Annotated in this window: 17 protein-coding genes; 13 read left to right on the top strand and 4 right to left on the bottom strand. The window is 68.5% G+C overall.

Annotation, left to right across the window (positions count from 1 at the left end; genetic code table 11):
* The first annotated feature begins 2 nt into the window (after positions 1-2).
* The 5 genes from ABFG95_RS19565 to purU all read left to right on the top strand — a co-directional run bounded on the left by ABFG95_RS19565 (position 3) and on the right by purU (position 3,990).
* On the top strand, positions 3-650 hold the full coding sequence (locus ABFG95_RS19565; protein WP_100507365.1) for a gamma-glutamylcyclotransferase: 648 nt from the start codon (positions 3-5) through the stop codon (positions 648-650).
* A gap of 152 nt (positions 651-802) precedes the next feature.
* Positions 803-1,432, top strand: coding sequence for a pyridoxamine 5'-phosphate oxidase (pdxH, locus tag ABFG95_RS19560; RefSeq protein ID WP_049071573.1), 630 nt, complete (start codon positions 803-805; stop codon positions 1,430-1,432).
* Positions 1,433-1,477: 45 nt separating this feature from the next.
* Positions 1,478-2,002, top strand: coding sequence for a flavin reductase family protein (locus ABFG95_RS19555; protein WP_054501819.1), 525 nt, complete (start codon positions 1,478-1,480; stop codon positions 2,000-2,002).
* Positions 1,999-3,132, top strand: coding sequence for an NAD(P)/FAD-dependent oxidoreductase (locus ABFG95_RS19550; RefSeq protein WP_059269379.1), 1,134 nt, complete (start codon positions 1,999-2,001; stop codon positions 3,130-3,132). Before ABFG95_RS19555 ends, ABFG95_RS19550 begins: the two co-directional genes overlap by 4 nt.
* A 3-nt stretch (positions 3,133-3,135) precedes the next feature.
* Positions 3,136-3,990, top strand: coding sequence for a formyltetrahydrofolate deformylase (gene purU, locus ABFG95_RS19545; protein ID WP_049071568.1), 855 nt, complete (start codon positions 3,136-3,138; stop codon positions 3,988-3,990).
* A 43-nt stretch (positions 3,991-4,033) separates the two neighbouring features.
* Here purU and ABFG95_RS19540 read toward each other — a convergent pair whose 3' ends face one another.
* The gene (locus ABFG95_RS19540; protein WP_054501822.1) at positions 4,034-4,966 is read right to left on the bottom strand and encodes a LysR family transcriptional regulator; all 933 of its coding nucleotides are present in this window, start codon (positions 4,964-4,966) and stop codon (positions 4,034-4,036) included.
* 141 nt (positions 4,967-5,107) lie between these two features.
* On the opposite strand from ABFG95_RS19540, the gene ABFG95_RS19535 reads away from it, so the two are divergent.
* The 4 genes from ABFG95_RS19535 (at position 5,108) to ABFG95_RS19520 (ending at position 10,709) form a co-directional block, all read left to right on the top strand.
* Positions 5,108-6,817 (top strand): acyl-CoA dehydrogenase family protein, encoded by a 1,710-nt coding sequence (locus tag ABFG95_RS19535; RefSeq protein ID WP_348994853.1) that lies wholly within the window; start codon positions 5,108-5,110, stop codon positions 6,815-6,817.
* Positions 6,818-6,871: 54 nt separating this feature from the next.
* Positions 6,872-7,849, top strand: a complete 978-nt coding sequence (locus ABFG95_RS19530; RefSeq protein WP_278992890.1) for a tripartite tricarboxylate transporter substrate binding protein — start codon at positions 6,872-6,874, stop codon at positions 7,847-7,849.
* Between the two features lie 13 nt (positions 7,850-7,862).
* Positions 7,863-8,984 carry a CoA transferase gene (locus tag ABFG95_RS19525; RefSeq protein ID WP_054501825.1) on the top strand — a complete coding sequence of 374 codons (1,122 nt, stop codon included), beginning with the start codon at positions 7,863-7,865 and terminating at the stop codon, positions 8,982-8,984.
* A gap of 321 nt (positions 8,985-9,305) precedes the next feature.
* Positions 9,306-10,709: an APC family permease gene (locus ABFG95_RS19520; protein WP_348994852.1), complete on the top strand. Its 1,404-nt coding sequence runs from the start codon at positions 9,306-9,308 to the stop codon at positions 10,707-10,709.
* Positions 10,710-10,791: 82 nt separating this feature from the next.
* Here ABFG95_RS19520 and ggt read toward each other — a convergent pair whose 3' ends face one another.
* Complete coding sequence (gene ggt, locus ABFG95_RS19515) at positions 10,792-12,549, bottom strand: gamma-glutamyltransferase (RefSeq protein WP_348994851.1); 1,758 nt, start codon at positions 12,547-12,549, stop codon at positions 10,792-10,794.
* 128 nt (positions 12,550-12,677) lie between these two features.
* Between ggt and ABFG95_RS19510 the strand changes: the two genes are divergently transcribed.
* The gene (locus ABFG95_RS19510; protein WP_059269372.1) at positions 12,678-13,568 is read left to right on the top strand and encodes a LysR substrate-binding domain-containing protein; all 891 of its coding nucleotides are present in this window, start codon (positions 12,678-12,680) and stop codon (positions 13,566-13,568) included.
* A 102-nt stretch (positions 13,569-13,670) separates the two neighbouring features.
* Here ABFG95_RS19510 and ABFG95_RS19505 read toward each other — a convergent pair whose 3' ends face one another.
* Positions 13,671-14,654: a tripartite tricarboxylate transporter substrate binding protein BugE gene (locus ABFG95_RS19505; protein WP_049071555.1), complete on the bottom strand. Its 984-nt coding sequence runs from the start codon at positions 14,652-14,654 to the stop codon at positions 13,671-13,673.
* A gap of 245 nt (positions 14,655-14,899) precedes the next feature.
* Between ABFG95_RS19505 and ABFG95_RS19500 the strand changes: the two genes are divergently transcribed.
* The gene (locus ABFG95_RS19500) at positions 14,900-15,799 is read left to right on the top strand and encodes an AEC family transporter (protein ID WP_139122203.1); all 900 of its coding nucleotides are present in this window, start codon (positions 14,900-14,902) and stop codon (positions 15,797-15,799) included.
* A 593-nt stretch (positions 15,800-16,392) separates the two neighbouring features.
* Here the strand turns inward: ABFG95_RS19500 and fumC are convergent.
* Positions 16,393-17,784 carry a class II fumarate hydratase gene (gene fumC, locus ABFG95_RS19495; protein WP_348994850.1) on the bottom strand — a complete coding sequence of 464 codons (1,392 nt, stop codon included), beginning with the start codon at positions 17,782-17,784 and terminating at the stop codon, positions 16,393-16,395.
* A gap of 170 nt (positions 17,785-17,954) precedes the next feature.
* Here fumC and tsaE point away from each other — a divergent pair, with 170 nt between their 5' ends.
* Together tsaE and ABFG95_RS19485 are read left to right on the top strand one after the other, a co-directional pair.
* Positions 17,955-18,494, top strand: a complete 540-nt coding sequence (gene tsaE, locus ABFG95_RS19490) for a tRNA (adenosine(37)-N6)-threonylcarbamoyltransferase complex ATPase subunit type 1 TsaE (protein WP_068980980.1) — start codon at positions 17,955-17,957, stop codon at positions 18,492-18,494.
* Positions 18,422-19,801: an N-acetylmuramoyl-L-alanine amidase gene (locus ABFG95_RS19485; protein WP_049071551.1), complete on the top strand. Its 1,380-nt coding sequence runs from the start codon at positions 18,422-18,424 to the stop codon at positions 19,799-19,801. The genes tsaE and ABFG95_RS19485 overlap by 73 nt, the downstream gene beginning before the upstream one ends.
* Positions 19,802-20,056 lie beyond the last annotated feature (255 nt).

The following is a 20,056-nucleotide window of genomic DNA, read 5'->3' as shown; positions in this document are numbered from 1 at the left end:
ACATGCAGTCCCCTCCTCCCGTGGCCGGCGCCAGCCTGCCTTTCCGCCTCTGGACCCCTGAAGAACGGCAGGCATCGTTGCAGGATGCCTTGCGCCATTGGCGCGACGGCGAGGACGTCTGGGTATATGGGTACGGATCACTGATCTGGCGCCCCGACTTCGATTTCGAAGAGCGCCGCCTGGCCACCCTGCGCGGCCACCACCGCGCGCTGTGCCTGTGGTCGCGGGTCAACCGCGGCACGCCGGAATGCCCCGGGCTGGTGTTCGGCCTGGATCGCGGCGGCTCCTGCCGCGGCGTGGTCTACCGCCTGGCCGGCCGGCAGGTGCCGACCTATTTCCCCGCCCTGTGGGACCGGGAAATGTCCACCGGCGCCTACCTGCCCCGCTGGATCAATTGCAGCACCGAGGCCGGCCCGGTCCGCGCCCTGGTCTTCATCATGAACCGCGACAACCCGGCCTACATCCGCGCGCTGCCCGAAGCCGAACTGCTGGCCATCGTGCGGCGGGCCGCCGGCCGCTACGGTCCCTGCACCGACTACGTGGTGCAGACCGCCCAGGCCCTGCGCGCCGCCGGCATCCACGATGCCCGCCTGGACGCCATCGCCCGGCGCCTGGAACAGGACAGCCACACCCTGCCCGAGGGCGCCTGAAGCGAGCCGGGCGCGGGGCCGCCAGGGCCGGCCGAAAGGCGCCGGAGGCCCTCGCGGCGCAAAAACTTGCCCGGGCCCTGCGCGGGGTCAATGAGGGGAGCGTTTCTTCGGCGGTATAAACTGCTTGTTATCAACGCTGAATCAAACGTCCCATGTCTGTCTCCGATCTGCGTCAAAGCTACGAAAAGAACGTGCTGCTGGAAAGCGAGGCCGCCGCGTCCCCGTTCGAGCAGTTCACCCGCTGGTTCGACGAGGCCCTGGCCGCCAAGGTGCCCGAGCCCAACGCCATGACCCTGGCCACCGTCGACGCCGCCGGCCAGCCCAGCGCCCGCATCGTCCTGATCAAGGGTTTCGACGAACACGGCTTCACGTTCTTCACCAACTACGAGTCGCGCAAGGGCGCCGACCTGCTGGCCGAGCCGCGCGCCTGCCTGCTGTTCTTCTGGCAGCCGCTCGAGCGCCAGGTGCGCATCGAGGGCGTGGTGGAAAAAGTGCCGGCCGAGGAATCGGACGCCTACTACCACAGCCGCCCGGCCGGTTCGCGCATCGGCGCCTGGGCCTCGCGCCAGAGCCAGCCCATCACCCGCGCCGAACTCGAAGCCCGCGAGCAGGAATTCCGCGCCCGCTACGGCGACCAGCCGCCGCGCCCGCCGCACTGGGGCGGCTACCGCCTCAAGCCCACCTCGATGGAATTCTGGCAAGGCCGGCCCTCGCGCCTGCACGACCGCCTGCGCTACGTCGCCGACGGCCAGGGCTGGAAGATCGAGCGCCTGTCGCCCTGACGCCGCCGGGCGCCGTCCCCGGCGCCCGCCCCATTTCTCAATTGCATGCCTGCCTCCTCCCCTGATTTCGACGCTGCCTTCTTCCGCACCGCGCTCGGCCGCTACGCCACCGGCGTCACGGTCGTGACCACCGCCGACCTCGATGGCGCCCCCATCGGCCTGACGGTCAGCTCGTTCAATTCGGTGTCCCTGAACCCGCCGCTGGTGCTGTGGAGCCTGTCGCGCAACTCCTCGTCGCTGGCCGCCTTCGAGCAGTGCCAGCGCTACGTGGTCAATGTATTGAGCGCCGACCAGATCGCGCTGGCGCGGCGCTTCGCCACCGGCAAGACGCCGGACCGTTATGCCGGCTTGACCGTGCACCACGCGCCGGGCGGCACGCCGATGCTGGACGGCCATTGCGCCGCCTGGTTCGAATGCCACAACCGCAGCCGCTATGTCGAGGGAGATCACGTCATCATGGTGGGAGAAGTCGAACGTTGCGGCCATAGCGGCGAACCGCCGCTGGTCTTCCACGCGGGCGGTTTCGACCTGACGCCCGCCGGCGCCCGCGCGGAAGGCGGAAAGCCATGAGCGCCGACATCGATTGCGTCGTCATCGGCGCGGGCGTGGTCGGCCTGGCCATCGCCCGCGCCCTGGCCCAGTCGGGCCGCGAGGTGCTGGTGGCCGAGGCCACCGAGGCGATCGGCACCGGCACCAGCTCGCGCAATTCCGAAGTCATCCACGCCGGCATCTATTACCCGGCGGGCAGCCTCAAGGCCCGCCTGTGCGTGCGCGGCAAGCATCTGCTGTATGCCTATTGCGCCGAGCGCGGCATTCCGCACAAGCGGCTGGGCAAGCTGATCGTGGCCACCAGCGCCGAGCAGGCCGCCCAGCTCGAAGGCATCGCGCAGCGCGCCCGCGCCAACGGCGTGGACGATCTGCAGTTCATTTCCGGCGAAGACGCCATGCGGCTGGAACCGGCGCTGCGCTGCACGGCGGCGCTGGTGTCGCCGTCCACCGGCATCGTCGACAGCCACGCGCTGATGCTGGCCTACCAGGGCGATGCCGAGAACGCCGGCGCCCAGTGCGTGTTCCACACCCCGCTGGTGTCCGGCCGGGTGCGTCCCGAAGGCGGCTTCGATCTGCAGTTCGGCGGCGATGACGCCATGAGCCTGAGCTGCAACGTGCTGATCAATTCGGCCGGCCTGCAGGCGCCGGCGCTGGCGCGCCGCATCGAGGGCGTGCCGGCCGCCAGCATCCCCACCGATTACCTGTGCAAGGGCAGCTATTTCACGCTGTCCGGCCGCGCGCCGTTCTCGCGCCTGATCTACCCCGTGCCGCAACACGCCGGCCTGGGCGTGCACCTGACGCTCGACATGGGCGGCCAGGCCAAGTTCGGCCCCGACACCGAATGGGTCGGCACCGAGGACTACACCATCGACCCGGCCCGCGCCGAGGTCTTCTACGCCGCCGTGCGCAGCTACTGGCCGGCCCTGCCGGACGACGCCCTGGCGCCGGGCTATACCGGCATCCGCCCCAAGATCTCCGGACCGCACGAGCCGGCCGCCGATTTCGTCATCGCCGGCCCGGCCGCCCATGGCGTGCCCGGCCTGGTGAACCTGTTTGGCATAGAATCGCCCGGGCTGACCTCCAGCCTGGCGCTGGCCGAGGAAACCCTGGCGCGGCTGGCGGACGACGCTTCTTCTCATTCTTCCCACTGAATCATGCAGCACAACGACTACATCCTGACCCTGTCCTGCCCCGACCGCACCGGCATCGTCTTCCGCGTCAGCGGCCTGTTGTTCGAATCGGGTTGCAACATCCTCGATTCGCAGCAGTTCGGTGACGAGGAAACCGGCCGCTTTTTCCTGCGGGTGCACTTCGACCTGCCGGCCGGCGCGGCCCCGGACGCGCTGCGCGCCCGGCTGGACGAGATGGCGGCCGAGTACGACATGGATTTGCAGCTGCATGACGCGCGCCGCAAGGAACGCCTGCTGATCATGGTCAGCAAGCAGGGCCACTGCCTGAACGACCTGCTGTTCCGCGTGCACAGCGGCCAGTTGCATGCCGAAGTGGCGGCCATCGTCTCGAACCACAACGACTACGCCAGCCTGGCGGCGTCCTACGGCATCCCGTTCCACCACCTGCCGGTCACGCCCGACACCAAGGCGGAACAGGAGCAACAGGTGCTGGCGCTGGTGGACCGCTACGAGATCGACCTGGTGGTGCTGGCGCGCTACATGCAGATTCTGTCGGCCGACATGTGCCGCGCGCTCAATGGCCGCGCCATCAACATCCACCACAGCTTCCTGCCCAGCTTCAAGGGCGCCCGCCCATACCACCAGGCGCATGCGCGCGGCGTCAAGATCATCGGCGCCACCGCCCACTTCGTCACCTCGGACCTGGACGAAGGCCCGATCATCGACCAGGACATCGAGCGCGTCGACCACACCATGACGGCGCAGGACCTGACCCAGGTCGGCAGCGACATCGAGTCGCTGGTGCTGTCGCGCGCCGTGCGCAGCCACGTCGAGCACCGCATCCTGCTGAACCGCAACAAGACCGTGGTGTTCCGCTAGCACGGCACCGGCGCCCGCATTCCTTGGCGGGGCCCCGCCCGCCTCATGAACGCCGGCCCCCGTGCCGGCGTTTTGCTTGACCCGCCTCGGCCGCGGGAAACTGGCGCTCGACCAGCGCCAGCGCCTTTTCCTGCAGCGGCGAACGATCCTCGTCCGGCCAGATCACCTGGCTGACCGAGCGCGCCTCGTGCTCGAACGCGATGAACCGGGTGCCCGCCAGGCCGCTGCGCGACAGGCACGACGGCACGATCGACACGCCCAGCCCCTGCGACACCAGCGAGGCCACGCTGAGCCAGTGGCGCACCTCGTGCCGGACCACGGGCATGAAGCCCGCCGCCACGCACAGCGACAGCACGGTCTCGTAATAGCTGGGCGAAGCGGCGCGGGCGAAGAACACGAAATCGTCGCCGGCCAGGTCCGCCAACGCCAGCGAACGCCGCCCGGCCAGCGCATGGCTTTGCGGCAGGCACACCACGAAGGGTTCGGCCAGCAGGTCGCGCGCCGCCACGCCGGCCGGCACCGGGTTGGCGTGGATGAAGCCCAGGTCCTGCTCGCCGCGCCGCACCGCCTCGATCTGGTCGTGCGAATTCAATTCGGTCAGCACGTGTTCCACGTCCGGCAGTTCGGCCCGCATCGACGCCAGCAGCGCCGGCAGGCCGCGGTACAGCATCGAGCCCACGAAGCCGATGCGCAGCCGGCCGCGCAGGCCGGCGTCGACCCGCTGCACCAGCATGCGCACGTCCTCGGCCTGGCGCAGCAGCGTCAGGGCCTCGCGGTACAGCACCTGGCCGGCGGCGGTCAGTTCGACGTGGCGGCTGGTGCGCGCCAGCAGGCGCGCGCCGACGTTGTCCTCGAGCTGGCGGATGGCGTAGCTCAAGGGCGGCTGGGAAATGTGCAGGCGCGCGGCGGCGCGGCTGAAATGGCGCTCTTCGGCCACGGCGATGAAATAGCGCAGCAAGCGCGGATCCAGGTCCATCGGTCTCCTCCCGGGGCGCGCCTGCCGGCGGCGCCCGAGATCCATATTTTTATTGGATAGGTCTACACCAAAACGGTATTTGTATAGATTAATCCATCATCGCACCATGCCGGAAACTCCCCTTTTGCGCAGGATGCCGCCATGGATACCCCCGCCCAGCCCCCCGTCGCCCCCGCCCACGCCGCCACGCCCGTCCCGGACGCGCGCGGCCTGAACCTGTTCCGCGCCGATCCGTACGCCGCGCCGCTGGCCCGACGCTACCTGCCGGCCGCGCTGCACGCGCACCTGCTGCCGCACCTGGACCGCCTGGGCGGACTGGCCGGCGGCCTGATGGACGAGCTGGCGGCCACCGCCGACAAGCATCCCCCCACCCTGTCGGTGCGCAGCCGCGCCGGCGCCGACGAGTCGCGCATCGACAAGCATCCGGCCTATATCGAGCTGGAGCGCCTGGCCTACAGCGAATTCGGCCTGGCGGCGCTGTCGCATCGCGGCGGCGTGCTGGGTTGGCCCGAGCCGATGCCGGCCGCCGCCAAGTACGCGCTCAGCCATCTGTTCGTGCAGGCCGAGTTCGGCCTGTGCTGCCCGGTCAGCATGACCGACTCGCTGGCGCGCACGCTGCGCAAGTTCGGCGACCCGGCGCTGGTCGAGCGGGTGCTGCCGCAGGTCACCAGCCAGGACTTCGACGCCCTGCGCCAGGGCGCCATGTTCATGACCGAACAGGGCGCCGGCTCGGACGTCAGCGCCACCGAGGTCACGGCCACGCGCCAGGACGACGGCAGCTGGCGCATCCACGGCGACAAGTGGTTCTGCTCCAATCCCGATGCCGGCTTCGCCATGGTGCTGGCGCGCAGCGAAAGCGAGCCCGGCCTGAAGGGCGTGTCGCTGTTCCTGCTGCCGCGCGACCTGGCCGACGGCACGCACAACCACTACCGCATCCTGCGCCTGAAGGACAAGCTCGGCACCCGCTCCATGGCCAGCGGCGAAATCCGGCTGGAAGGCGCGGTGGCGTGGCTGGTGGGCGAGCGCGGCAAGGGCTTCAAGCACATGGCCGACATGATCAACAACTCGCGCCTGTCCAACGGCATGCGCGCGGCCGGCCTGATGCGCCGCGCCGTCACCGAGGCCACGTACGTCTCGCAGCACCGCCGCGCGTTCGGCAAACGCCTGATCGACATGCCGCTGATGCAGCGCCAGCTGGTGAAGATGACGGTATGGGCCGAACAGGCCCGCAGCGTCATGTTCCAGACCGCCCGCGCCCTGGCGGACGCCGACCAGGGCCAGGGCGACCCGGCGCTGGCGCGCATCCTGACGCCGCTGATCAAGTTCCGCGCCTGCCGCGATGCGCGCAAGGTCACCGGCGACGCCATGGAAGTGCGCGGCGGCTGCGGCTACATCGAGGAATGGACCGAGCCGCGCCTGGTGCGCGACGCGCACCTGGGCTCGATCTGGGAAGGCACCAGCAACATCGTGGCGCTGGACGTGCTGCGAGCCATCAAGAAGGAAAGCTCGCTGCCCGCGCTGCGCCGCCATATCGACCAGTTGCTGGCCGACGGCCTGCCCTGCCCGCCCCCGCTCGCCGCCACCCAGGCCGATGCGCTGGAGCGGACCTATGCGCTGGCCGAACATGCCGCGCAGGGCGACCACGCCGAACTGGCGCGCCAGGCCGCCTCGCTGCTGTACCACGCGGTGTCGATGGCGGCGCTGCGCTGGGAGGCCGCCGGCGACGGCCTGGCCAGCCGCGCGCTGCTGGCCGACCAGGTGCTGCAGCACCGCCTGGCGCCGCGCGATCCCTACGCCATTCCCGCCGACGAAAGCGCCGCCTGCCGCGGCATCCTGCAACACGCGCTGTAGCCTGGCGCCCCCGACGCCGGCGGCACAGCCGGCGCGCCCCCACTGGAGACAACCATGAAACGCCTGTTCACCCCCCTGCTGCTGGCGGCCGCCGCCATCGCCGCCGTCCCTCCCGCGCTGGCGGCCGACGCCTATCCGTCGCGCCCCGTCACGCTGGTGGTGCCGTTCCCGCCCGGCGGCCCGACCGACGCGCTGGCGCGCCGCCTGGCCGAAAAGCTCAAGCAGCCGCTGGGCCAGACCGTCATCGTCGAGAACCGCGCCGGCGCCGGCGGCAACATCGGTTCCGAATACGTGGCCGCCGCCAAGCCGGACGGCTACACCATCCTGTTCGGCACCTCGGGACCGCTGGCCATCAACGTCAGCCTGTACAAGAACCAGGGATACAACCCCGAGACCAGCTTCGCGCCCATCATCCGCATCGGCCACCTGCCCAACATCCTGGTGGTGAACCCGTCGGTGCCCGCCAACAACGCGCAGGAACTGATCGCCTACGCCAAAAAGAACCCGGACAAGCTCAGCTATGCCTCGTCCGGCAACGGCGCGTCCTCGCACCTGGCCGGCATCCTGTTCAACCAGATGGCCGGCACCCGCATCATGCACATTCCCTACAAGGGCACGGGGCCGGCGCTCAACGACCTGCTGGGCGGCCAGGTGTCGATGTCGTTCACCGACATCCTGACCGCGCTGCCATACATCAAGGCCGGCAAGCTGCGCGCCATCGGCCTGGCCAGCGCGCAACGCTCGGACGCGCTTCCCGACCTGCCGACGCTGTCCGAACAGGGCCTGTCGGGCTATGACGTCAGCGTGTTCTTCGGCATCGTCGCGCCCAAGGCCACCCCGCCCGAGACCGTGGCCAAACTGAACCAGGCATTCCAGGCCGCGCTGTCGGACCCCGCGATCGAACAGACCCTGCGCAGCCAGGGCATCGTGCGCGCCCAGGACCAGACGCCGCAGGGACTGTCCCGCTTCATCACGACCGAAGTACCCAAGTGGCGCACGCTCATCAAGAGCGCCAACGTTTCCATCGACTGACCGCAGAGGCTCCATGGCTCCCAAGCTTCCCGATGCCGGCGCCCTCGCCGGCTGCAAAGTGATCGACCTGTCGCGCGTGCTGGGCGGTCCTTATTGCACCCAGATCCTGGCCGACCACGGCGCCGATGTGCTCAAGATCGAGCCGCCCGGCGGCGACGAGACGCGCGGCTGGGGCCCGCCGTTCCTGGGGGATACGGCGTCGTACTTCGTCGGCGTCAACCGCAACAAGCGCGGCATGACGCTGGACCTGTCGCAGGCGGCCGGGCAGGAACTGCTGCGCCACCTGCTGGCCGACGCCGACGTGCTGGTCGAGAACTTCAAGCCGGGCACGCTGGAGAAGTGGGGGCTGGGCTACGACACCTTGAAAGAACGCTTCCCGAAACTGATCCACTGCCGCGTCAGCGGCTTCGGCGCCGACGGCCCGCTGGGCGGCCTGCCGGGCTACGACGCCTGCGCGCAGGCCATGTGCGGACTGATGAGCGTGAACGGCGAGGCCGATGGCGACGCCACCCGCGTCGGCCTGCCGGTGGTGGACATGGTGACGGGCCTGAACGCGGCAGTGGCGATCCTGCTGGCGCTGAACGAACGCGTGCGCAGCGGCCTGGGCCAGTTCCTCGACATCACGCTGTACGACTGCGCGCTGTCGCTGCTGCATCCGCACGCGCCCAATTACTTCTACAGCGGCAAGACGCCGGGCCGCAGCGGCAACGCGCATCCGAACATCGCGCCCTACGAAACCCTGCCCACGGCCAGCGGCCCGATCTTCCTGGCGGTCGGCAACAACCGTCAGTTCGCGCAGCTGGCGCAGGTGCTGGAGGCGCCGGCGCTGGCGACGGACCCGCGCTATGCCGCCAACGCCGACCGGCTGGCGCACCGCCAGGCCCTGCGCGACGACCTGTCCGCGCTGCTCGCGCAGCACGATGCCGCGGCGCTGGCGGACCGCCTGCTGCGCGCCGGCGTGCCAGCCGCGGCGGTGCAGACCGTGGACCAGGCGCTGGCCCATCCGCACACGAAGCATCGCGGCATGGTGCTGGAACAGGGCGACTACCGCGGCGTCGGTTCGCCGATCAAGCTGTCGCGCACGCCCGCCACGCTGCGCCGCCTGCCGCCCGACCTGGCGCCGTCCCAGCCATAGCGGCCAGGACAGCGCCCCCGCTCCGAGCGCCTTCCCGCCCGCCTCGCGCGGGCATTTTCATGCCCGCCCAAGCGGCCATCGCACCCGGGATTGCCGCCTTTCCCTACACGCGCTTGCATGTCTTGCATGCACAGACAATTCGTTGCATGACTGTTGCACTGCCGCGCGCGCGGCCGATTTAGACTTTTCCCCATTACACCGGCCCGCCCCTCCCGGCGGGCTCCGGGGGAGCGACGCGCGGCGACATCCGCGCAGCATGCCCGCTCCCTCGACGTTGCCCTGGCGCGACTCCCCCATCGAACGAGAACAAGGAGAAAGACTATGGCCACGAACGCCTCCAGCGGCGAGCCGCAACAGAACGCCCCGCTCAAGCGGGTGATGGGCCCCAAGCTGCTGCTGCTTTTCATCGTCGGCGACATCCTGGGCACGGGCGTCTACGCCCTGACCGGACAGGTCGCCAAGGAAGTCGGCGGCGCGGCCTGGCTGCCGTTCCTGGTGGCCTTCGGCGTGGCGCTGCTGACCGCGCTGTCGTACCTGGAACTGGTCACCAAGTACCCGAAAGCCGCGGGCGCCGCGCTTTACGTGCACAAGGCGTTCGGCGTGCATTTCCTGACCTTCATCGTCTGCTTCACCGTGATGTGCTCGGGCCTGACCTCGGCCGCGACGGCGTCGCAGGCTTTCGCGGCCAACCTGTTCGCGGCCTTCGGCATCGAGGCCAGCAAGACCTGGATCACCATGGGCGCGCTGGGCTTCATGGCGCTGGTGATGCTGGTGAACCTGCGCGGCGCGTCCGAAAGCGTGCGCGCCAATGTGGTCCTGACGCTGATCGAACTGTCGGGCCTGCTGATGGTCATTCTGCTGGGCTTCTACGCCATGTCGGAAGGCCAGGCCGATTTCTCGCGCGTCATCGCTTTCGACACACCGGAAGACAAGAGCGTGTTCCTGGCCGTCACCTCGGCCACGGCGCTGGCGTTCTTCGCCATGGTCGGCTTCGAGGACTCCGTCAACATGGCCGAGGAAACGCACAACCCCAGCCGCATCTTCCCCAAGGTCATGCTGACCGGATTGGGCCTGACGGCGGTGATCTACGTGCTGGTGTCGATCTGCGCGGTGGCGCTGGTGCCGGTGGGCGAACTGGCCAGCAGCAGCACGCCGCTGGTGCTGGTGGTCAAGCGCGCCGCGCCTGGCCTGCCGGTGGAATACATCATGCCGGTGATCTCGATGTTCGCCGTGGCCAACTCGGCCCTGATCAACATGATGATGGCCAGCCGCCTGCTGTACGGCATGTCGCGCCAGGGCGTGCTGCCGGCCTTCCTGGCGCACGTGCATCGCCGCAACCAGACCCCATGGACGGCCATCCTGTTCACCACCGCGCTGGCCTTCGGCCTGATCATCCTGGTGGCGCTGGCCGATTCCGAGGCCATCCGCGCCCTGGGCGGCACCACGGCGCTGCTGCTATTGGGCGTGTTCGCCTTCGTCAACGTGGCGGTGCTGGTGCTGCGCCGTGACCAGGTCAAGCACGAGCATTTCCGCATCAACCGCATCGTGCCGTGGCTGGGCGCGGCCGCCTGCCTGTTCCTGGTCACGCCGCTGACCGGGCGCGACCTGATCCAGTACCAGGTAGCGGGCTGGCTGCTGTTGCTGGGCGTGGCGATGTGGGGCGTGACCTACCTGGCGCGCAGCCGCGAGGAAAAGATGCGGCTGGATCCGTCGGCGCTGGAATGAACCGTTGCGCCCGGCCCCGCCGCTCGCGGGGCCGGGCGGCCAGCGTTTCGGAAGCCGGGCGGCAGGCCCGCAATGAAAAGCTTCAACCGCCTTGGGCCAGGCCCTCGCGGCGCGGGTCGACCCCGCCCTGCAGGCCATCGGCATCGATCACGATGCCGTGGATACCGCTGGGGAACTCGGTGATCTTCACCGGATGCCCCATGCGTTCGAGGGCCGGCGCCAGCGCTTCCAGCGCGGTGCCCTTCTCCAGCTCGGTCTCCTTGTTGCGGCTGCCCAGGTTCGGCAGGGCCGCCGCCGCCTGGATGTCGAGTTTCCAGTCCAGCACCGCCACGATGGTCTTGGCGACGTAGTTGATGATGGCGCTGCCGCCCGGCGATCCCACCAGCAGGTAGGGCTTGCCGTCGCGCAGCACGATCATCGGCGCCATGGCGCTGCGCGGGCGCTTGCCGGGTTCGACGCGGTTGGCCACCAGCCGCCCTTCGGGATCCTTGAACGACGACGAAAAATCCGTCATCTCGTTGTTCAGCAGGAAGCCGCGCACGAAGATCTTGCTGCCGAATTCGTTCTCGATGGTGGTGGTCATCGACAACGCATTGCCGTCCGCGTCCACCGCCACCAGATGACTGGTGGAGGGTTGCTCCAGGGCGTTGTCCCGGCCCAGCGACAGCAGCTTGCCTTCGGGGTCGCCGGGCAGCGCCACCTTCATGCTGCGGTCGGGCCGGATCAGCGCCCCGCGGGCGCGCAGGTACGTCGGATCCAGCATCGCACGCACCGGCACGCGGACGAAATCCGGGTCGGCCACGTAGAAATCGCGGTCGGCGAAGGCCAGCCGGCCGGCCTCGGCGAAGTAGTGCACCGCCTCGACGCTGCCGGGCGCGAAATCGCCGATCGGATATTGCTCCAGTTCGCCCAGCATCTGCAGCACCGCGATCGGGCCGCTGCTGGGCGGCCCCATGCCGCACAGCTCGTAGCCGCGATAGGCGCCGCAGACCGGCTCGCGCTGCCGCGCCTGATAGCCCGCCAGGTCGGCCAGCGTCAGATCGCCCGGCTTGGGATGCGCATGCACCGCGGCCACGATGTCGCGGGCGATATCGCCCTGGTAGAAGGCGTCCGCGCCGCCCTGCGCCACGGCCCGCAGCGTGGCCGCGAAGGCGGGATTCTTCAGCACGTGGCCGACCGGCCAGGCGCTGCCGTCCGGCGCATAGAAATAGGCCGCGGCGGCCGGCTGGCGCGGCAATTCCTTGTTGCCCGCCAGCAGCTTGTGCAGGCGCGGCGACACCGCGAAGCCCTGCTCGGCCAGCCGGATGGCGGGCTGGAACAGGTCGGCCCACGGCAGCTTGCCCTGGCGCTTGTGCGCCATCTCCAGGCCGCGCAGCAGGCCCGGCACGCCCACGGCCATGCCGTTGTTGACCGCCTGCGCGAACGGCAGCGGCTTGCCCTCGGAATCCAGGAAGCGATCGGGCCGCGCCGCAGCCGGCGCGGTCTCGCGGCTGTCGTAGGTGACGATGGCGCGGTCCTTGGCCGAATACACCACCATGAAGGCGCCGCCGCCGATGCCGGAGGATTGCGGCTCGACCAGGTTCAGCACCAACTGCGTGGCGATGGCGGCATCCACCACGCTGCCGCCGCGCTTGAGCATTTCGTTGCCGGCGGCGGTCGCCAGGGGGTTGGCGGCGACCACCATGAAATGCGCGGCGCGCGCCAATTCGCGGGCCTGGCTGCCCGTGGCGGCCTCGGGATTCCGGTCCTCCGTGGCCGCCGGCGAACGCGCCCAGGCGGACGGCGTCGCGGCCAGCATGACGGCGAGCAGGAGGGCGGCGGAGGAACGGCGCACGCGCATGGGACAAGCTCCAGGATGACGCCGGACGCCCGGCTCGGATGTCCATGATAGACAAGACCCGCGCCGCTGTCGCACGCGCGCCGCCGCGCCGTAGAATGCGGGATTGCGCCGATACCCTCCTTTGCTCCATGCGCCTGCGCCACATCGAGATCTTCGAAGCGATCCGCCGCACCGGTTCCCTGACCCAGGCCGCGGCGGCGCTGCACATCACTCAGCCCGCGGCCAGCAAACTGCTGGCCAGCGCCGAGTCGCAACTGGGCTTCAAGCTGTTCGAGCGGGTCAAGGGCCGCCTGGTGGCCACGCGCGAGGCCGACATCCTGACGCCCGAAGTGGCGCGCCTGAACCAGGACCTGGACAGCGTGCGCCGGCTGGCCGCCAGCCTGCGCGACCGGCCCCATGCGCACCTGCGGCTGGGCTGCGCCCCGGCGCTGGGCCTGGGCCTGCTGCCCGGCGTGGTGCGCGACAGCCGCGATGCGCAACCCGGCCTGACCTTCGACATCCACACCTATCACAGCAGCGAGCTGGTGCGCGGCATGCTGACACGCGAGCTGGACCTGGCGGTGACCTTCGACACCGGCGAGACGCCGGGCCTGACGCGCACCGAACTGGGCCAGACCGAACTGGTCCACCTGGGTCGCGGCCCCGACGGCGGCCCGCTGGCGCTGGCCGACATCGCCGGCGACAGCCTGATCCTGCTGGACGCCAGCGACGCCGCCGGCGCCCTGCTCCAAATGGCGCTGGACGCGCAGGGCGTGGACCCGCACGCCGCGATCCGGGTGCAGACCCACTACGTCGCCTGCGCGCTGGCGCAGGCCGGCGCGGGTGACGCCATCGTCGACGCCATCACCGCCCAGGCCATGCTGCGACCCGACATGCGCCTGCGGCGCCTGTCGCCCACGCTGGGCGTGCCAATCAGCGTGCTGACGCGCAGCCAGGATCCGCTGACGGCGGTGCATCGCGACCTGATCGATCGATTGCGCGCGGCCTGCGAAGCAAGCCAGGCAGCGCTGGAACGCTGACCGCGGGGTCCCGCGCGCCACAAAGCAAGAGGCGCCCCGCGGGGCGCCTCCTTTTCAGGCTGGTGGCGGGCGGCGGGCCGAAGCGCCTGCGCCCTCAGGCCATCAATCCAGCTTGATGTTCTGCTTCTTCACGACGTCCTTCGCCCAGTCGTACTGTTCCTTGATTTCCTTGGCGAACTCTTCCGGCGTGTTGCCCGACGGGGCCGAGCCCTGATCGTCCAGCGCCTTGATGACCTTGGGGTCCTTCAGGGCCACCACGGCGGCGTCGCGCAGCTTGTTCACGACTTCCATCGGCGTGCCCTTGGGCGCCAGCAGGCCGTACCAGACCGGCTGGTTCAGCACCGGGAAGCCGGCCTGCTTGAAGTTCGGCACGCCCTTGAGCGAGGCGATGTCTTCCGGCCAGGCGATCGCCATGGCGTTCAGCTTGCCCGCCTGGATCTGCGGCATGGAGGACGGCAGGTTGTCGAAGATGATTTCGATCTGGCCGCCAACGGCGTCGGCCACGGCCGGGCCCGAACCCTTGTAGGGCACGTGCACGATGTCGGTGCCGGTGGCCATCTTGAACGATTCGCCCATCAGGTGCAGCACGCCGCAAGTGCCCGAACTGCCGTACGAATACTTGCCCGGGTTCTTCTTCAGTTCTTCGACGAAGCCCTTGAAGTCCTTGGCCGGGAACTTCGGATTCACCGCGACCACGTTGGCGGTGTTGGCGAAGTTGGTGACCGGCTGGAAGTCCTTGATCGGATCGTACGGCAGGTCGTTGGGACGGCACGCCGGATTGACGGCCATGGTGGAGACGGTGGCGATCGACAGCGTATAGCCATCCGGCGCCGCGCGCGCGGCTTCGGCCGCGCCGATGGCGCCACCGGCGCCGCCCTTGTTCTCGACCACCATGGGCTGGCCGAGTTCCTGGCTCATGCGCTGCGTCACGAGGCGCGCGATGATGTCGGTGGAGCCGCCGGGCGCGAACGGAACGATGACGCGGATCGGCTTGTCGGGGTACTTGTCGGCGGCATGCGCAGCCGAAGCGCCGATCGTGCCGGTGGCCAGTGCGATGGCGACAGCCAGGGAGCGAATTTTCATCATTGGTGTGTTTCCTCCAAATGTGCGAGCCCGAGTGTGAACGGACCGTCTTGTGGCGCCCCCGTCTGTGGACGGGACAGCAGTTAGCGTTGGCGGGGCATCGCTTGTATGCAGGGCCGGAAGCCGTGCTGTTTATTGAGTTGCTTGTGGCACACGCGCCCGCCAGAATGACGGAGAATAGCAGCAAATGCTTACAGTCGCATAGCGTGCCGATCCCCGGCGGGCGCTCTCGAAAAAACACAATCCCCATGTCGGTCGCACTGCTGGTTTTCCCTGATTTCATGCTGGTCGCGCTGGGTTGGGCGCTGCGCCACAAACTCAATTTCTCACGTGAATTCTTCGCGGGCACCGAGCGCCTGGTGTACTTCGTACTGTTCCCCGCCCTGCTGTTCCAATCCATCCTGCGCACGCCGATCAGCGCCGGCAACGCCGCAATACTGTTGCAGGCCACGGCGGCGGTGATCGTCTCGGGCGTGGCGCTGTCGTGGCTGGCGGGGCTGGTGCTCAAGCCGACGTCGCTGGGGCTGGCCTCGTCGGCGCAGTGTGGCTATCGATTCAACACGTATATCGGACTGGCCCTATCCGCCAGCCTGGGCGGCACGCAGGGGCAGACAGTGATGGCGCTGATCATCGGCTTCGCGGTGCCGATGGCGAACATCGCGGCGGTGTACGGGCTGGCGCGCCACAACGGCGGCAACCTGCTGCGCGAGCTGGCGCGCAATCCGCTGGTGGTGTCGACCCTGGCGGGCCTGGCGTGCAATCTCGCGGGGCTGCATCTGCCGGGGCCGGTGGACACGGTGCTGGCGCGCCTGGGCGCGGCGGCGATCGCGCTGGGGATCCTGTGCGTGGGCGCCAGCCTGGCGTGGGAAGGCGGCAAGGGCTATGGCGGACTGATCGCGTGGATGCTGGCAGTGAAGCTGGTGGCGTTGCCGCTGGTGGCGCTGGGCGTGGCCAGGTTGCTGGGGCTGGCGCCGCTGGAGGCGCGCATGCTGTTGCTGTTTGCGGCGTTGCCGACGGCTTCGGCGGCTTATGTGCTGGCGATGCGGATGGGGGGAGATGGGAGGATGGTGGCTGTGCTCATTTCCCTGGGGACGTTATTTTCTGCTTTGACGATTCCTGCTTGGGTGTTGTTGGCGGGGAGCGCTTAGGGGCTTCCTTGGTTGCGTGGCTTGGGGGTTTTTGCGGCGGTTGCTTTCTTCGTAGGTCGCCCCTCGTGGCGGCGTTGGGCCGAGTGAGCGCCCACGATTGCGGTCCGGAGCGTTCGCTCCGGACTGCCCCGTTGTCATCCTCGTCTTCGCCTTCGGCGACTCCTTCGGATTCCCTCGGGCGCATCGAGGTTGCTCACTCGGCCCAACGCCGCCGCGAGGGGCTACGGGGGGTGAGAAATGTCGCGCTGCTGGGCCGAGGGACAGGGAGGGGATTTGCGTTGCCCGCCAGGTCCGGCCGCGCGTGCGGCTGGACCTGGCATACATGGTTGTGGGCGTCGGGGCGGTGTGCGCTGCGCGTTTGCGCGGACGGCGCGCTATGGCGGCGCGCGCAGTACGGCGTGATGAGAGATTGGAACGACGGGGGGGACCACATCCTCTGGGCGAAGAGGGGGGCGGTCAGCCGCGTGGTGCGGCCGCGCCATCAAGCGCGGCGCGAAAATAAAAGCCGCCCCTCTGAACTGCCCCCGAAGGTTGAATCCATGTCCAACTCTCGGGGGGCAGTTCACTCGGGGCGGCGTTTTTTTGCGGCGGGACTACTTGCCAGCGTTGGTCATGCTGCCGGGCACGACCCATTCTGCGAATTGGGCTTCGGTGACGTAGCCCAGGGCCAGGGCCGATTCCTTCAGCGACAGGCCTTCCTTGTGCGCCTTCTTGGCGATCTGGGCGGCCTTGTCGTAGCCGATGTGGGGGTTCAGGGCGGTGACCAGCATCAGCGAGCGGTCGACCAGTTCGGCGATGCGTTCGCGGTTGGGTTGGATGCCGGCGGCGCAGTGCTTGTCGAAGCTGGCCATGCCGTCGGTCAGGAGGCGCACGGACTGCAGGAAGTTGTGGATCACCAGGGGCTTGTAGACGTTCAGCTCGAAGTTGCCGCTGGCGCCGCCGATGTTGATGGCGACGTCGTTGCCCAGGACCTGGGCGGCCAGCATGGTGATGGCTTCGCACTGGGTCGGGTTGACCTTGCCCGGCATGATGGAGCTGCCCGGTTCATTTTCGGGGATGCTGATTTCGCCCAGGCCGGAACGCGGACCGCTGGACAGCCAGCGCACGTCGTTGGCGATCTTCATGAGGCCGGCGGCGAGCGACTTGAGGGCGCCGTGGGCGAACAGCAGGGCTTCGTGCGAGGCCAGGGCCTGGAACTTGTTGGGCGCGGAGACGAAGGCGGTTTCGGTGGCGTGGGCCAGTTCGGCCGAGACCTTGGCGGAAAACTGCGGGTGTGCGTTCAGGCCGGTGCCGACGGCGGTGCCGCCGATGGCCAACTGATGCAGGCCCGGCAGCGTGGCGCGGATCTGCTGTTCGGCCAGGTCGAGCTGGGCGACGTAGCCGGACAATTCCTGGCCCAGCGTCAGCGGGGTGGCGTCCTGCAGGTGGGTGCGGCCGATCTTGACGATGTCGTAGAACTCGGCGCTCTTGGTGGCGAAGGTGGCGCGCAGGGTCTTCAGCGCCGGCAGCAGATGGTGCTCGACCTGGACGGCGGCGGCCACGTGCATGGCGGTGGGGAAGGTATCGTTGGACGACTGGCCGCGGTTGACGTGGTCGTTGGGGTGCACCTTGCGTTCTTCGCCGCGCACGCCACCCAGCAGTTCCGAGGCGCGGTTGGCCAGCACCTCGTTCATATTCATGTTGCTTTGCGTGCCCGAGCCGGTCTGCCACACGGACAGCGGGAATTCGTTGGGCCACTTGCCCGCGATGACTTCATCGGCGGCGCGGATGATGCCGTCGGCGATCTTGGGATCGAGTTCGCCCAGGTCGGCGTTGACCTTGGCGGCCGCGCGCTTCAGGCGCGCCATCGCGATCACCAGCGGCTCGGGCATCTTTTCGGTGGAGATCGCGAAAAAATGCAGCGAACGCTGCGTCTGCGCGCCCCAGAGGTGATCCTCGGGGACTTCGATGGGGCCAAAAGTGTCTTTTTCGATGCGGGTCTTCATGGCGCTTACTGCTCCGTGGCGGCGTCCGTCTCGGCCGGCGGAACCCGCCTGGCCGGACGTATTTGAGAATAGCAATCACTTATAAGATTAGCAGAAACCCGAATTCCTATAATTGCGTTCGAACCGTGTTCCCATCCTGACCTTTTACCACTCGCCCCGCGACCCGCGCCATGTCCGCTCCCCTTCGCAGCCTGACCCTGCACCTGCCCGACGAAGCCGCCACCGAGGCGCTGGCGCGACAGCTCGCCCCGCTTGTCTCCGGCCGCGAAACCGGCCTGGCAGGCGCATGTATCCATCTTCAGGGAGACCTGGGGGCAGGAAAAACGGCCTTCTCCAGGGCATTGTTGCGGGAATGCGGCATCACAGGCCGAATCAAGAGTCCCAGCTACGCGCTGCTTGAATCCTATAAAGTTTCTAACTTATACTTCTATCACCTTGATTTTTATAGATTTAGTGATTCGCGCGAATGGCTGGACGCCGGATTCCGGGATTTGCTGCGTGAGGATGCGGTCGTTTTGATTGAATGGCCGGAACGGGCCGAGGGCCTTTTGCCCCCTCCCGACCTGCAGATTTCCCTGTCGTACGCCGGCCAAGGACGCGATGTCACGCTGACCGCGCACACCGCTCGAGGACAAACATGGTTGAACGCGATTGTCCCCCCGCCCGACACGGCGCCCTCCCCGCGGCAGGCGCCACCCGACGTCGCCTGATCAGCGTCGCTGCCACCCTGCTCGTCCTGCCGGTGGTGCCGCGGCTGGCGCAGGCCGCCACCATCCTGGCCGTGCGCACCTGGCCGGCGGACGAATACACCCGCGTCACGCTGGAGCTGGACAGCGAGCTCAAGGCTGAACAGTTCACCCTGGAAAATCCCCACCGCCTGGTGGTCGATATCGAGGGACTGACCCTCAGCGCCGCACTCAACGACCTGGTGTCCAAGGTCCGCCCCGACGATCCCTACATCCAGAGCCTGCGCGTGGCGCAGAACCGGCCCAACGTGGTGCGGCTGGTGTTCGACCTGAAGCAGGCCGTGGCGCCGCAGGTGTTCACGCTCAAGCCGGTGGCCGACTACCAGTACCGTTTGGTGCTGGACCTGTATCCCAAGGTCGCGCAGGATCCGCTGGTCGCCATCCTCAACAAGACCGGCCCCGACGCCGACGATCCGCTGGCGCGCATCCTCGAAGACATCCAGCGCAACCCGGCCACCCGCGCCGACCCGCCTGAGCCGCCGCGCGTGCGCGGCCAGCAGCCGGCCGCGCCGCTGCCGGTGCCGAAGTCGCCGCCCGCCTCCGCCGGCCGTGGCAAGCAACGCATGCTGACCATCGCGCTGGATCCCGGCCACGGCGGCGAAGACCCCGGCGCCATCGGCGGCAGCGGCCTGCGTGAAAAAGACGTGGTGCTGCGCATCGCGCGGCGCCTGAAGGCGCTGATCGACGCCCAGCCCTACATGCGCGCCTACCTGACGCGCGACGATGACTTCTTCGTGCCGCTGCATGTGCGTGTGCAGAAGGCGCGCCGGGTGCACGCCGACCTGTTCGTGTCGATCCACGCCGACGCCTGGATCAAGCCCTCGGCCAACGGTTCCTCGGTATTCGCGCTGTCGCAGCGCGGCGCCAGCAGCGCCCAGGCGCGCTGGATGGCCGACAAGGAAAACGCGGCCGACCTGATCGGCGGCGTCAACCTCGGCAGCCACGACCGCCAGGTGGCCAAGGTGCTGCTGGACCTGTCCACCACCGCGCAGATCAACGACTCGCTCAAGGTCGGCAACGCCTTCCTGGACGAGATCAAGAAGATCAACCGGTTGCACAAGAACAGCGTCGAGCAGGCCGGCTTCGCCGTGCTGAAGGCGCCCGACATCCCGTCGGTGCTGGTCGAGACCGCCTTCATCAGCAACCCGCAGGAAGAGGCGCTGCTCAAGACCACCGCGCACCAGGAAAAACTGGCGCAGGCCATGCTGACGGGCATCCAGCGCTACTTCACCGCCAACCCGCCGCTGGCGCGGTTGGGCGACGTCAGCTGAGGCGTCGCCGGATACGAGAATGGCCATGCCTGCGCATGGCCATTTTCTTTTGCGGCGCGCCGTCAATGCATTCGGACGATCCGGCTTCGATTTGAATGCGATGCGGCTATCGCAAGCGCCGGGTTATCCCATCCTATATGCCGGCGAGTGCGAGACTTGTCTCTGGATTTTCAGACGGATCCATACAGAGGCCGAAAGGCGACCCCGGTAGATTAGCGGCCATCTTTTGGAAAGATCCATGGCCGTCCGCCTGTT

The sequence above is a fragment of the Achromobacter sp. HNDS-1 genome (genome assembly GCF_040084795.1).
Taxonomy (GTDB): Bacteria; Pseudomonadota; Gammaproteobacteria; order Burkholderiales; family Burkholderiaceae_B; genus Achromobacter; species Achromobacter ruhlandii.
Note: the sequence above shows the minus strand (reverse complement) of the source record. Positions and strands in the feature narration are given on the sequence as shown.

Bases quoted from the DNA above. Each gene is read 5' to 3' on its own strand.
- ABFG95_RS19565 (WP_100507365.1), top strand. From the start codon at position 3: ATGCAGTCCCCTCCTCCCGTGGCCGGCGCCAGCCTGCCTTTCCGCCTC.
- pdxH (WP_049071573.1), top strand. From the start codon at position 803: ATGTCTGTCTCCGATCTGCGTCAAAGCTACGAAAAGAACGTGCTGCTG.
- ABFG95_RS19555 (WP_054501819.1), top strand. From the start codon at position 1,478: ATGCCTGCCTCCTCCCCTGATTTCGACGCTGCCTTCTTCCGCACCGCG.
- ABFG95_RS19550 (WP_059269379.1), top strand. From the start codon at position 1,999: ATGAGCGCCGACATCGATTGCGTCGTCATCGGCGCGGGCGTGGTCGGC.
- purU (WP_049071568.1), top strand. From the start codon at position 3,136: ATGCAGCACAACGACTACATCCTGACCCTGTCCTGCCCCGACCGCACC.
- ABFG95_RS19540 (WP_054501822.1), bottom strand. From the start codon at position 4,966: ATGGACCTGGATCCGCGCTTGCTGCGCTATTTCATCGCCGTGGCCGAA.
- ABFG95_RS19535 (WP_348994853.1), top strand. From the start codon at position 5,108: ATGGATACCCCCGCCCAGCCCCCCGTCGCCCCCGCCCACGCCGCCACG.
- ABFG95_RS19530 (WP_278992890.1), top strand. From the start codon at position 6,872: ATGAAACGCCTGTTCACCCCCCTGCTGCTGGCGGCCGCCGCCATCGCC.
- ABFG95_RS19525 (WP_054501825.1), top strand. From the start codon at position 7,863: ATGGCTCCCAAGCTTCCCGATGCCGGCGCCCTCGCCGGCTGCAAAGTG.
- ABFG95_RS19520 (WP_348994852.1), top strand. From the start codon at position 9,306: ATGGCCACGAACGCCTCCAGCGGCGAGCCGCAACAGAACGCCCCGCTC.
- ggt (WP_348994851.1), bottom strand. From the start codon at position 12,549: ATGCGCGTGCGCCGTTCCTCCGCCGCCCTCCTGCTCGCCGTCATGCTG.
- ABFG95_RS19510 (WP_059269372.1), top strand. From the start codon at position 12,678: ATGCGCCTGCGCCACATCGAGATCTTCGAAGCGATCCGCCGCACCGGT.
- ABFG95_RS19505 (WP_049071555.1), bottom strand. From the start codon at position 14,654: ATGATGAAAATTCGCTCCCTGGCTGTCGCCATCGCACTGGCCACCGGC.
- ABFG95_RS19500 (WP_139122203.1), top strand. From the start codon at position 14,900: ATGTCGGTCGCACTGCTGGTTTTCCCTGATTTCATGCTGGTCGCGCTG.
- fumC (WP_348994850.1), bottom strand. From the start codon at position 17,784: ATGAAGACCCGCATCGAAAAAGACACTTTTGGCCCCATCGAAGTCCCC.
- tsaE (WP_068980980.1), top strand. From the start codon at position 17,955: ATGTCCGCTCCCCTTCGCAGCCTGACCCTGCACCTGCCCGACGAAGCC.
- ABFG95_RS19485 (WP_049071551.1), top strand. From the start codon at position 18,422: ATGGTTGAACGCGATTGTCCCCCCGCCCGACACGGCGCCCTCCCCGCG.